Genomic DNA, 13,852 nt, shown 5'->3' with positions numbered 1-13,852 from the left:
ATAAGATTTAGGAAATACTCCTCTAAATTGCTTTCTTTTCTGATTTCCGACATTTTAACTTCCTTTATTAATTTTCCATGATTAATAATTCCGATCGTATCCGCAATCGATTCCATCTCTGAAACAATATGACTGGAGACTAAAATTGTCATACCGTACTCATTCTTTAGCTTCAGTAAAAGCATCCGAATATCTTTAATTCCCACAGGGTCTAAACCATTGATGGGCTCATCTAAAATCAAAATTTCCGGCTTTGTAATTATGGCTCTGGCAATGCCTAACCGCTGTTTCATTCCTAATGAAAATTCATGTATTTTTTTATCTCCCACCCCTTGTAAACCAACGATTCCTAACACTTCCTGAATCCGATTCTCGCCATGATACTGTGCGTATTCACAATGAAACTTTAAGTTTTCAGCTGCGGTTAGACGTTCGTAAAAAACGGGGTATTCTATGATACTGCCGATGTTTTTTAAATATTGATAAGACGTATGTGATATCGGTTGATTTAGCACCAATATCTCACCTGATGTGGGCTTCACCAAATTTAGAATCATTTTCATAATCGTCGTTTTCCCTGCACCATTCGGTCCTAAGAAACCGTAAATTTCACCTTTTTCGATATGCATCGTTACATTTGAGACCGTTTCGGTACCTTTATAAGATTTTGATAATTGATTGATTTGGATCATGGTATCCATTATTCTGTTCGCTCCTTATTCCCGCTTGGATTTGACATTCATAGGATAAGGCTTTTACGCTCGATTATAGATAGCAATATCACCAACAGTCCTTTAACCTTCGTAAACGGTTCTTTTTTGACCCTTTCCAAATAAAAAAGAAGTGCCAGCAGCCATTTAAGAAATAGCTTCTAGCACTTCATCATTTTCAGAAACCTTTAGTTCAGAAACTCACTCCCCCTTAAAGCTTCCATCTTTTCAATCGTTTCCTTCTGCAATCTTCTTGAAACGGAACAACTCACATCATCATCAAACAAAATAAGTCTATTCTTTTTATCAATCGATCGAATGTTAGCTAAATTAACGACAAATGCTCGATGGCAGCGGAAGAGGCGTTCATCATAATCGACAATTTCATTTAATTCAGCATAAAAATCAAGGACTTTAGATTTCGTGATTAAACGTATTTTATGTGCAATTTCTATGGTCTCGAAATAAAGAATATCTGAAAAAGGAATTTGAAAGCTGGTATATTTATTCTCGAAACAAAAATGATCCGGGCTTACTGGGATAGTTCGGCGCTCATCGGCAATTAATAGACACTCTTCAACTTTTTGAATAAATTCTTCTTCTCGCAAATCTTTTTCAATAAAATCTAAAGCAGCCACACGATATGCAAAGGTTTTGGGCGCTAACTCGGAATGGGTGGTGACAATAACAATCGTGCCATAGGGATCTTTTTTTCTGATCTCCTTAGCGACAGCCAATCCTTTTTGCTCTTCATTCTTGATCTCCAAATCTAGAAAATACAATTGATGATTGGCCGCATTTTCAATTTGCGATAATAAATGATCCGGTTTTGCCGTCGAAATTATATTTCGATAATGAATCTGATGCTTTAACGACAAGGATTTAATAATTCGTTCTAAACGTTGCTGCTGGATAAGGTTATCCTCTAATATAAATATATTCATGACCGTACTCCAGTCTTTCTTATAATTAGCGTTTGTGAAAATACGTTAGATTGAACTTCGGTTTCAAGTGAAGCAAACTTATTTTGTTTTAACATTTGTTGTACATTGTATAAACCTAAGCCGCGCCCCTTACCTTTTGTTGAATATCCGCGTTCTTCCAATCGCCATAAACTGACTTTCTCTCTACTACTATTTTCAATTTTAATAAGTTGAATTGTTGGGTCTTCCAATAACACAATCCAAAGCTTTGGATCTTCCGTCTCAGCCGCTGCTTCAATCGCATTATCCAATAAAATGGAAAGAATCCGGGTAAACGAAATCAATTCCATCTGAATCGAATGAATGGGTTCTTCAATTTCTAACGTCACATCAATTTTCATTTGTTGAGCCATTAAAATTTTTGCTGCCAAAATACTTTTAACCTCGAAGACATGTAGATTTCGCAGCTTAACAAAGCTGTATTCATTCTTACGCATCAATTGCCTCGTCGGTTTAACGGTTTGTTGATAAACTTGTTTCACTTGATCCCAGTCTTCCCTATAGATCCCGTCCTCTAGAGTTAATAGGATGTTCGCATAGTCATGACGAAAACCTCTGAATTCATCATAGATTTTCTCTAGCTGTGCTGCGTAATCTTTTAATTGTACCAATTGCTCACTTTTAGATCTTTCAATTTCCCTTTTTTGAATATGATTGTATTGAAACTGCATGTACAGCAGAGCAATAACAAATAGCAACCACATGCCTAAGAGTAATGTTCTTTGGAAGGAACTAAATTCACCGGTTGTATTGCCAATGGATAAAATCGGATATACCGAAATGATAATAATAATTAAGAGAACAATTACCGGAAAAAGAATGACTTTGCTGGATTCCTGTATGAGATCTTTGTTAAGCTGCGGAAAATAGCGACGTACCAATCTAAGCCCGATTTCATTAATAATAGGCGGTGCCATCGCTGTCAAAAGATAAGGAAGATACTCAATATTGGCTGATGATTGTCTAAATAAAAATTCAACGAACCATGTAATCGGATCTGCTGCAAGATAACCTAGAAATGAATTCATGACCAACGCATATGCGCCGTAAAAAACACCTAAAGCGGTAAATGTTTTATGATTTTTAAAGTAGGACATGCCAATAAAACAGAAAAATAGCGTAACGGCTCCCCATACTCCAATAAAATATGTGGATACAAATCCAATCATTAAAAAAATCACTAACCAAATTGTTATTTCTTTGATTGTAAATGAATAGCGTGAAATGGATTGAAAAATAAAAAAGAAGCTTAATATTTGAATAGCCATAATGAGATGAATCATTCTTAACACCACCAGCGATTAATGCAGTCAAACGAAGCGGAAAAATGAGAAAAACATCTATAACCCTGTATTGTTGTTGTTCGACCGAACAACAAAAGGAATAGACAGATGCTACTTCAGTATATCAACGAATTCCTCGATTTAACAAATATAAGGATAGGATGGTCTACTAATCGAGCACACTCATTTTTTATATCGGCTAAATAACCTAAGAAATAAATGAGACTTGCCTTAAGGTGACTTTCACATAAAAAAACTGGACCCTTTCGGATCCAGCCAAAAAATTGTTAATAAAAGACCATTCCTTTCGCTCACAAATCCTTAGGACATGTCCCCCTGCACTCATCCCTACCGCACTGGCTATGAATGATCTTCACACCATCCGTCGGCAAAGTGTCAATCAACTCATCGCAAACAGAGCATATGATCAGCCCCATGTCCTTGCTATTGTCTGCATTCCCAGTCACCAGGTTTGTGAGCGTTTTCATCTTATTCCTCCTCAGTTTTTCGCTTTCGTTCATTCCGGACAGCCGATTGTCAGGATCTTGCTCAGACCTTCTAAGCATAGTGTATTGTCGTAAAAATCAACTTATGAGCAAAAAGTGATACTGTGTACTAATATAAAACGGCAGGCCGAGAAAATGACATCTCTTGGCCTACCGTTAATAATTTGTCAATGAATCTAACTAAGGACTTATTGACAGCGGTTAAGGAACTCAACCATACGCGCATACCCGATTTTCTCATTTGCTTTCTTCGTAATTCCGTGACCTTCATCCTCGAACACAAGATACTCCACATCGCGGCCCTTGGCCCGAAGAGCTTCGACGATCTGATCCGATTCTTCCTTTACAACCCGCGGATCATTAGCCCCCTGGATGATAAGCATTGGATTAACCATGTTATCCAGATACGTAACCGGCGAATCCTTGATAAACCGTTCACGGTCCCGCTCCGGATCCCCGATCCATAGCTCCATAATTGGCTTCCAGTGTTCCGGTACAGAATTGTAGAATGTAAACAAATTGCTGACACCAACAATATCAATAGCAGCGCGGAAATATTCCGGGTTACGCCCTGCCAGCAGTAGCGTCATGTATCCGCCATAGCTGCCGCCCATAACGAAGAGCTTCTCACGGCTTGATATCCCCTGCTCGAACAACCAGTCCATGCCGGCCAGACAATCCTTCCGCGGACCCTCGCCCCAATCCTGCTCTACCAGCTTCACAAAAGAGCTTCCGTAACCGGTGCTTCCGCGGAAATTCGGACAGAAGATGTTATAACCCTGTGCGATTATGTACTGGAACATAGCGCGGAACTGCTTCCGTTCAGCCGCCTGAGGCCCGCCGTGAGGCCAGAATACCGTATAACCATTCGCTTGCTGCTCCTTGGCACGGAACAGCATCGCCTCAATTTCCATACCGTCAAACGATTGGTATGTAATGACATCAGGAGATACCAAATCTTCTTCGGTCAGTCCGGTCATGACATTTCTGGTGAGCATATTCCATGCTCCTTCTTGGTAGCGGTAGATGTTATGTGGCTTAACCGCTCCGCGGGCCAGAAGATACAGATTTCCCGATTTTGCCACTGAAAGCTGCTCGACGATATCAGATGGAAGCGGAATTGGCGTCAATTCGCCACTATCCAGTGAATAAGCGTACAGCTTATCCTCGACTCCCTTTTCAGTGACCACATAGACCGTACGCGAATCTTTATGATATCGCATCAGGCTGACGCTCTCCCGCTCAATATGACGGAGCGGCTTAAATTCTTTATTAGGAATATCATACTTCGCAATATAAGTGAATTCCGAGTCAAAGTTGGTCGCGAACAACAGGGTGTCATTATCCAGGAAGATGACATCCCCAGCAATATGAACCTGTTCCGGTGAAGGAGTCAAGCACTGATCTTCCTCGCCTTCACGACTCACAAAACTTAAATAATATGTATTGGCGTACATTTTGCTATACACAACACTTTTCTCGTCAGGACTTACCGCAGCCAGTTCGGTTGTCGTATCCTGCCCTTCGATCAAGAGCTTATTCTGCTTCGTTTCCAGGTCATATACGCATGAATTCATATAGGAAGGGTTATCCTTGGAAGTGCTGTAATATAGCCGTTTTCCATCTTCCGATAAATGAACGAAGTAGTGCTTATCCTCTGGCGAGGCCCCTTCAAACAACGGCATAGGATCACCGCCGTTCCAGCGAAGCGCATGAAACTGATAGTTTTCATTCCCGTCGCGGTCAAATGCCGTTAAAATATGACGTCCCTCTGGATCCAGCTTAATAAAGCTGCAAATCTGGTCGTTATAAGTAAGTGGATAAGGATATGATGTCTCCCCATTCATATCGATAGCCCATAAGTTAAACTTGCCGTTCAAGCTGCTGCTGAACACCAAACGCGACTCATCCGCATGGACTCCGAAGGAACGAATAACATACGTTTGAAAGAACTGCTCCACATCCGGTTTAGGAAATTGAATCATCGACAACGCCTCCCTTGTTCACAACTAATTTATTGTCCATAGGATAATTAATATGTCCATTGTCCTACAGATGATCTAATTATAAAGCATTCGATTTGGTAAATAAATCAAACCGTGGGATGATCTCATCTCATTCTTCAGTTGTATGGAACATTCCTGTCAAGTACAATTACTTGAATATTATTGAAAAGGCTTTCACTGAATGATAAGCTTAAAAGGCTTCTATTAAAAATGACGAGACTAGGACGTGGGGCTATTGTTACCTTACAACAAGAAAAAACAAAAAAAACAAAACAGCGTCTATGTTATTTTCGTCTTGTCATATGTCTCTATCCTAATTCTTACCCTTTCCAGCGCCTTCGTCTATTACGCCAAAATAAATAAACAAATCACGATGCAGACCGAGCTGTCGACAGTTACTTTACTTGGCCAACTCAAGTCTGATATTGAAGACGATATATCCTATATAAAAGAACTGAGCAACGCGATTGTATTTAATTCCAAACTCGAACAGGTGGCCAAAGGCGTTCCTTCCTACAGCTATGCTGAGCTGATGAAAGATATGTCCAGCAAGCAAAAGCCCCGCGATTTTCTATTTGACTATTTTGTTTACATCAACTCCACGGATGAAATCATAACGCCAACGATAAAAATGAAAGCCCAGAAATTTTTTGACCTGATGTATCAGTTTGTAGATTTGGATTATGAAACCTTTAATGAAGATTATTTGCATGGTTATCATTTTCAAGAATATATGCCTATTCAAAAAATGAATCAATACGAGAGCAATATGGTGGATGTACTTCCTTACATCCAGTCTTTTCCGATGAATGCCCAATCGGAGCCGCTAGGACAAGTTATTTTTTTAATGGATGCTAGTAATATGTTCTCATTAATTAATCAAGTACATCAGGTCACAAACTCGAACATTTATGTGCTTGACGAGAAGGACCGTCTAATTCTAAGCTCTCCGGACGTGCCACCGCTAAATGTCCAAAAGCTCGATAGCTTTGATAAAATGGCAGAGTCCCGTCATGAAATTTTAAATAAAATCGTATCCGAGAAAAATGGCTGGAAGTATATCGCTTCGACGCCAAAGAGCCTGTATTTTAAGGAAAATCTCAACTACTTGATGAACTTTATAGCGATTTTCTTAATTTATTTAGTGGCTGGTCTTATCGTTGTCCGCTACTTGGCGAAAAGAAGCTACAAACCGCTAAAGGAAATCAATGAGCTCATACAAATTCATGCTCAAACCTCGGTAAGCGGTAAAAATGAGTATGAGAATATTAAAAAAACGATTGTTGACCAGATTCAGAATGATAAGGAACTGAACGAAATTATCGAAAAACAGCTTCCGATTGTCCGGCGTGATTATTTGCTGCATCTGATCCGGGGTATGGTGACGAACTACGATGATGTAGCTCAGCAGTTATCGTCCATCGGTATCGAGTTCACTTCCAATATGTACCTGATCGGCTCATTGGAGATTGACATGGACAGTCCGTTCTTTATGGACAATACCAATTTATCCGAGAAAAATCTTTCCCTCGCACGTGTCGTAGCGGAAAACGTTAGCTGTGAACTTATGAAGAAGCATTTCACTTGTTATTTCCTGGACTTGGGGCGTAACCAATCTATGTTTCTGATCCAATTGAGGGATGACTTTGAGTCGGCTGAGGCAGTGTCCATCGCAAGAGAGCAGGCGAATGCGCTGATCCACTTCACGTACAGGCATTATCATTTGAATCTAAATGTCGGTTTGAGCACGGCATATTCAGAGCTGAAAAACATACCCAAATGCTTTGATGAGGCTAAAAAAGCCCTGGAACATAGCAAATTGCGGGATGATTACGAGACTATGAGCTTTGAGGATTTAGGAAACCTGAGCTTTGATTATTTTTATTCCATGGAAAGTGAGCATCAGCTCATCAACTTACTGAAGAGTGGTCATTATGAGCAGGCCAAACAGTTTCTGGACAATATTTTTGAAGTTAACATTTCCAAAAATATCGGAGTCGGTGCGGCAAAACTTCTTTTGTATGAAGTTGCCTCCACTTTAATGAAGGTAATGAACTTCTTCCTGGTAGCCAAAGGGGAAGTTCCATCCACCAACGAACATGTCATTGAAGAGATGATTCAGCACTCCTCTATGGAGGTCGCCAAACGCAGGTTCATGGAAACGATTGATAAAATCTCCGTGCTCTCGGAAAATAAAAACGTAAGCAAAACGGAGAAACTTGTTAACCGGATTGCCGAATACATTAATCAACATGCCGGTGAAACCTGGCTGGATCTGAATATGCTGTCCCAGGAGTTTGAAGTTACACCGCAGTATATCTCCAATGTGTTCAAGAAGTACAAGCAGGAGAACGTTAAAGATTACATAGCCAAGCTGAAGCTGAATATCGCCAAGGAATTGCTGGAATCTACGGATCTGCCGGTGCGTGAAATCGCATCCCGCTTGGGCTACGCCAGTGAAGCTGGCATTATCCGTCTGTTCAAGAAGTACGAAGGCATGACGCCTGGTGATTATCGTTTGGACTGCAAATCAAAAGAGATGGCCTAAAAGTTCAATGACCTGAGATGCCGTTTCGTCTGTTGAAAGACGCTACGAGTACGAATCGTTCCTACAATCGCTCTTGCCCCGAATTTCTTGAATTATTATTTCTCTACGGAAGAAATTCACTTCCTTAGCGAGCGAAAGAATTTCAAGTTCCCGGGTGTACTCCTTTTGGACATCATAAAAACTCCCATCTTGGTAGAAGTAGAAGTTTTTGTTTTTTCTACTGTCTACTATGATGGGAGCATATCAATGAATCCTCGGGTGTCCTGCTTGTCGTTTTTTTGAGAGGTATCTCTATTTCTGAGATTTAAAAATCTACTTCCGGGATATCTTCTTCGTTGTATTTCAAATCCTTATCAGCAGCAATCCTGCGGCGGTGTAAATAACGGGAGCGGAAACCAACCTTGCGGACAGTTCGGCTGGCTCTCGTCCTCAGCTGAAAATCCGGCATACGAACTAAGCGGCGAGAATAACAGAGCCGTTGCTTCACTCGCCGATAGAATAGCGTCCGCTTGAACATCACAATTCTCTCCGTCAATATGTTCGACTATGACTTCTCCGCTCCGAACTTGAATGTCTACGGTTTCCCCACTCTCTATCTGTAATACGAACCTTCCGTCTTGGAGCCTACTCTCTAACGCTTTACACTTCATATACGCCTCTATAACCGGTGCATATTTGAACATGTTATAATTATGCTGATATCCAACTTTGTACATATCGCAAACGCTGCCGAGTCGTCTAATTTTGTCCTTATCATAGGCAGGAAGCGTGAAATGCAGATCTGGCAGGCCCTTGTAAGCCATCAACGATTTGGAAACTGAAGGCAGGAGATCTGTATCGGTAAGCTCGATCTCAAAGATCATGCCGCTGTCCTTGGACAGGCTGAGATAGCCTGCAAACATACCGTTATGAAGGATAACATAAGGCTGGGCATTCCACGTCCGCAGCAGGTCACTGAACTGCTCTTTGTTCCTCGCACCGCTCACTTTCCCTTTTTGATACAAATCAAAAACATCATCCAACAGAGCCGAAGCCTCTGTTAGTTCTTCGAAAGTAATATGATCCGCATCCAGTCCTCTATACTTGTGCCGGACATTATCACTGGTCAGTGTAAAGTCTAGCTTCACCCCTGCTGGCTCATATCCAAAGTATTCATAGCGCTGTCTTTGTCCGCCCAAGAGACTGTAGTCATAGCCTTCTGCTTTCATCTCATCCAATGCGAATGTGAGCAGCTTCTGCATATATCCTTTTCCCCTTGCCCGCGGATGGACAGATACCGTACCTACACAGCCAACCTTAAGCTCTATATCCGCAACTTTAAAATGAATCGGCAGAACACATAACATCGCGCGAATTTTACCATCTTCCTTCACAAGGTAGTGGTACTGCTGCGTCATCCGACCTTCACCATACAGCTTCGGAATCAGTGAAGCAAAATCATGCGGTGCTGTCGACTTACTGAATATGTAATCTGCAAAATCAATAATATCCTGGGCGTCTTCAAGCGTCCCTTTACTGTAAATTTCCACCTTTGTTCCTCCCCGTTATTACTTAGAAATAGAGGGACAGCAGTCATGCCGTCCCCCATTCCATTTCTATGGTCGTATTAATGCGTGGACATCTTACCGGCATAAGCCCGATCTATTTCACATTTCAAAGGTTCGCCTTGCAGGTAACGCCTCATATCCGTAATAAGTGCTTGAACGACAACCAAACGGCGGTCTATCGTCGGCCCTCCCATATGAGGCATCAAAATTGCATTATCAAACCCCATCAGCGGATGTCCTTGCGGCAGAGGCTCAACCTCGTACACATCAAGAACCGCGTTGATCTTACCTTCCGCCAGCACACGGCAAAGCGCAGGCTCATCAATAACAGCACCACGGGCCGTGTTGACGAGCAGGGACCCTTCTGGCATTAAGCGCAGGAGCTCCTCAGTAATAAGATGATAGTTCTCCTTGGTCATACCGCTATGAATCGAGACGATATCACAGGTGGAGAAAATCTCCGGAAGATCGGCTTTTTCCATTTGGTGCTTGTCCAGTTCCTCCTGAGCGATATGACGGGAAAATACCTTAATCTTCACATTGAACGGATTAAGCATTTGCACAACCATTTTAGAGATCATTCCATAGCCTACAATGCCAACCGTTCTGTCCAGCAATCCTTTGTTATAATAGGCGGAAGGCCAAATGCCATTCTTCAGGTCTCCGGAAAACCGCGGAATATCCCGTAGGGATGCCAAGGAATAGGCGATTACACTCTCGGCTACCGACTGTGCGAACACCTCGTTCCCGCTAATGACCGTGATCCCTTTTTCGTACACGGCATCTGTTACATATGGTCTTACAGAGCCGCCGGTATGTGCAACCATTCTCAGCTTATTGGCATAGCTCATCACGTCCTCATCGAGGACCTGCGTACCCCAGCCTGTCACACATATATCCACATCTTTAATTTTCTCGCAAATTTCCTGCTTCGTATAATGCGTTGTACTGCTTTCATTCCAAATTACTTCTCCGATTTCTTCCAACTGCCGAATCAAATCTTCGTTAAAAAAAGTATAGAAGATTTGATTTTTTGGCATCGTAACGAGGATCTTCAATTGTCCCATGGAACGGCCACCCTTCTAAAGTTCATCGCGGATATGTATTTTGGCGGTAACTGCCGTATCCCCTTCGCGAACAATCTCGACACCTTCTGTAAAGTGACAGTCCTGAACTACATTAGGACGCTTGGACCGTGAACTTCGCTGTGTGAATACGAGTTGGTCGGCCGTACATCCGCGTATCTGGGCACCATCCGCATTGATCAGTATGGTACCACACTCGGGGTATTTTTCCGTCTTGGTGATATACACATCCTCTAACGTCAAATCGGTTACTTTCGCAAAAGAAATAAACCAGCAGGCGGAGTGGCGCTTGACCGTAATTCGCTTGGCGCTATCTCCCCATGTAAACCCACTATTAGCAAAAGATATCAAACCTGAATTGCCTATATAGGTCAGATCATGCTCGAATTGGCCATGGGTTACAAATGCACCGTGGAAATCACCATCACCATGGCAGTTCTCTACCAAGCAGTAAGCGCTTCCCGTAAAATCATTCAGATGACGGGCATTGCTTGCGACACAGTCGCGAACTTTGCCATAGAGACAATGAATTTGCTGCGTCAAGTAGCCTGTACCGCCAACAACCACTTCAACAGGATTACTGAGGGAACATTTTTCAGTCACATAATACGTGTTATGCCTTCTCAAAAGAACAGGCCAGTAGGTGTGATAAGCATGTAAGCCAAAGGCGTCGCAGTTCACGGCATATTCCAGCACCAAAGGCTGTGCTCCTTTGTCTTCACCTCCGTCATTTCCCCAAAACACCATATTGCGAACGTTTACATTTTTAACAGGCTCTACCCTTTGATAGGTTAGCGTCCGTCCTTCTTGAAGCTCCCATCCCATTTTGTAATTGAAGCGCACGTGAGTATCGTCAATTATTTCTGTCACCATCAGCATCTTGTCGATCTCTTTTTCTTCCCTACCTGTCAATCGGTTTACCGTTACGATCCACCAATCATACAGATGAAATGCGCTGCTGTCTTCTACTTCAAATATATCATATAACTCTTCCAAAGAATGTGACAGGTTTAGCTCCTGTTTCTCTTCCATAAGCTGTCCCCTGAAATGCATGACCGCACCGAAGGGATCGTTGTGTGCAGCCGGCTCAATACCTTGAGCCGTCACGTTGCAATTGTGAAAATCAAGCTCAAGATCACTTCGGTTAAACTTCTGGCGCTTCGTAAAGCGCAAATCCGTATAACCTTCAATCAATTTAATTGAGGGATCATTCACCATAGTTGTGAGCGCCTCGTCAGCGGGAACAGAAGAGTTCATTATCCCAAAATATCTAAAATCACATACCCCATGGTGAATCAGTAGCCATCGCCCGCTTTCGCTGTACTCTTCAGGGGCAATCACGGTTCCGCCGTTATGCGTTAATGTACTGTCACTTCGCCACTTATACTGCATCGAGATGTCTCCCGGCTCGTAATAGCCAAGGACGAGGGCTAGATCCCCGTCCTTCAACTTGTCTGGTTGTAATTGAGTCATCTCCCGGATACAACTTAGTTGATGTAACACGGCAAGTCCTCCGATTATTTCAATGATTCATTCCATCTTTTCAGCGCATCTGTTTTGATGGTTAGCAGTTCCTGCAGGCCCATTTTGTCCAATGTAGCAATGTAGCTGTCGAAGTTATCCAGACTTTCTTCGCCGATAATAAACTTGGTAGTCATCAACGTTACATAAGTAAAGAGATCATTCTCGATAACGTTGCCTTTCTCGGATTCTTTGGCTGTAAAACGGGCATTCACCGGATAAGCATCTCTGTAATAAGGGACTTGTTTTTCTTTTACCTGGGTAACCTTCATTTCCATAAGCGGATTATTGGCTGGCATTGCTATGAAGTCCAAGTAACCCGGCAGTTCCATGTTTACGGAAATCGATTTATTAATATCTCCAAAACCCGTAATCGGATCAATCCATTCATATTGAGCTTTCGTATCATCCGTGTATTTCCAGTGTTCACCTTCATATCCGACAAATATAGTGTTGCCTGAAAAACCATCGACAGCTTTATCTTCTGTTGCGTAGAACATATCCAATAATCTCATGGCAGCTTCTGGATGCTTGGCTTTATCTGTAATAATGGCTTTGCTGGTGTACAAGTTAAACGGAGATCTAACCACTTTTTTGTCATTCACAGGTGAAGTCAAAGGTCCTAGGCTAAGTTGCTCCGACTTAGCTGCCTCTGGATCGAGCACTGTTGGGGAAGCGTTGTAAATACCAACCAGACCACCTTTTACCTTTGCTTGCCACTGCTGAGATGTCTGGGTTGTGAATTCAGGATCGATCAATCCTTCTTTATACAGCTTATTCGTGTATATGAGGAAATCTTTATACTCTTTCATCGCAGGAACATAAACGACCTCACCCGCATCATTAACGTCAAAGCCGATTCCTCCTGTAAGCCCTGTAAATGCAGGCACCAAGAGCTGCTGAAATGCGTTCAGTCCGACTGCAGAGAATGGAATTTCATCACTCAGATCACCATTGCCGTTCGCATCCTTTTCTTTGAATGCTTTCAACATTTCATAGAGCTCATCCGTCGTTGTTGGAACTTTTTCTATTCCTACATTTTTCATCCATTGAGAGTCAAAGAATCCAAGATGCCCTTGTGTCATTGATGTATTAAAAATATAAGGTAGTCCGTAGATTTTTCCATCCATGGAAGTAATCGAAGCTTTAATGACCGGATCCTTCTCCATCAAGGCTTTCAGATTCGGCGCATATTGGTCAATCAGGTTCGTCAGGTCAAGAAATACACCTTGGGGACCATAAGTTTCTTCATCTGTCTTATCTGCCCCTCTCAAGATGATATCCGCATATTCACCGCCAACGAGAGCTATATTTTTTTGCTCATTAAACGAGTCGCCCTCTGAAAGCTCAAATTCAAGCTCAATATTCGTTTTTTCCGCCAATCTTTTAAAAATCTCCAGCTCGCCCCAATCCGAGCCGCCGGGATCTTTTTTACCCATCACTTTAATTTTGATTTTTTCCTTGGTGATGGGATACTCCCCCACAGGGTTCAAATAATCGGGAAGCCCCGCTTCAACTCCCGGGGTATTCTCCGAATTATTCCCTTCTGCTTCTTTCTCTGGAGATGCACAGCCTGATAATAAACTTCCAAACAGAATAGTGCTAAGTAGTAATGCGAGCATGCTTTTCTTTTTCATGATCCTTCCTCCTCTTGAGTATATAT

9 protein-coding genes and 1 pseudogene are annotated in these 13,852 nt (G+C 42.2%); 1 reads left to right on the top strand and 9 read right to left on the bottom strand.

Going from position 1 to position 13,852, the window contains the following annotated elements; translation table 11 throughout:
• Positions 1-29: 29 nt before the first annotated feature.
• The 5 genes and pseudogenes from B9N86_RS05925 to B9N86_RS05905 form a co-directional block, all read right to left on the bottom strand.
• Positions 30-701: pseudogene (locus B9N86_RS05925) on the bottom strand (ABC transporter ATP-binding protein); the annotation flags it as partial.
• 197 nt (positions 702-898) lie between these two features.
• Positions 899-1,654 (bottom strand): response regulator transcription factor, encoded by a 756-nt coding sequence (locus B9N86_RS05920; protein WP_208918191.1) that lies wholly within the window; start codon positions 1,652-1,654, stop codon positions 899-901.
• Positions 1,651-2,976, bottom strand: a complete 1,326-nt coding sequence (locus B9N86_RS05915; protein WP_208918190.1) for a sensor histidine kinase — start codon at positions 2,974-2,976, stop codon at positions 1,651-1,653. The genes B9N86_RS05920 and B9N86_RS05915 overlap by 4 nt, the downstream gene beginning before the upstream one ends.
• 311 nt (positions 2,977-3,287) lie before the next feature.
• Positions 3,288-3,464, bottom strand: a complete 177-nt coding sequence (locus tag B9N86_RS05910; RefSeq protein WP_208918189.1) for a GapA-binding peptide SR1P — start codon at positions 3,462-3,464, stop codon at positions 3,288-3,290.
• 206 nt (positions 3,465-3,670) lie between these two features.
• Complete coding sequence (locus tag B9N86_RS05905; RefSeq protein WP_208918188.1) at positions 3,671-5,467, bottom strand: S9 family peptidase; 1,797 nt, start codon at positions 5,465-5,467, stop codon at positions 3,671-3,673.
• Between the two features lie 247 nt (positions 5,468-5,714).
• On the opposite strand from B9N86_RS05905, the gene B9N86_RS05900 reads away from it, so the two are divergent.
• On the top strand, positions 5,715-8,036 hold the full coding sequence (locus B9N86_RS05900; protein ID WP_208918187.1) for a helix-turn-helix transcriptional regulator: 2,322 nt from the start codon (positions 5,715-5,717) through the stop codon (positions 8,034-8,036).
• A 353-nt stretch (positions 8,037-8,389) separates the two neighbouring features.
• Here the strand turns inward: B9N86_RS05900 and B9N86_RS05895 are convergent, their stop codons facing one another.
• From B9N86_RS05895 to B9N86_RS05880, 4 genes are all read right to left on the bottom strand, one after another.
• On the bottom strand, positions 8,390-9,565 hold the full coding sequence (locus B9N86_RS05895) for a GNAT family N-acetyltransferase (protein ID WP_208918186.1): 1,176 nt from the start codon (positions 9,563-9,565) through the stop codon (positions 8,390-8,392).
• A 77-nt stretch (positions 9,566-9,642) separates the two neighbouring features.
• A complete protein-coding gene (locus B9N86_RS05890) occupies positions 9,643-10,650 on the bottom strand; it encodes a hydroxyacid dehydrogenase (protein ID WP_208918185.1) in 1,008 nt (335 codons plus the stop codon).
• Positions 10,651-10,665: 15 nt separating this feature from the next.
• Positions 10,666-12,171, bottom strand: a complete 1,506-nt coding sequence (locus B9N86_RS05885) for a hypothetical protein (RefSeq protein WP_210190643.1) — start codon at positions 12,169-12,171, stop codon at positions 10,666-10,668.
• A gap of 14 nt (positions 12,172-12,185) precedes the next feature.
• Positions 12,186-13,826, bottom strand: coding sequence for an extracellular solute-binding protein (locus B9N86_RS05880; RefSeq protein ID WP_208918184.1), 1,641 nt, complete (start codon positions 13,824-13,826; stop codon positions 12,186-12,188).
• Between the last annotated feature and the right edge of the window lie 26 nt (positions 13,827-13,852).

Source organism: Paenibacillus uliginis N3/975 (assembly GCF_900177425.1).
GTDB classification, from domain to species: Bacteria; Bacillota; Bacilli; order Paenibacillales; family Paenibacillaceae; genus Paenibacillus_AQ; species Paenibacillus_AQ uliginis.
Note: the sequence above shows the minus strand (reverse complement) of the source record. Positions and strands in the feature narration are given on the sequence as shown.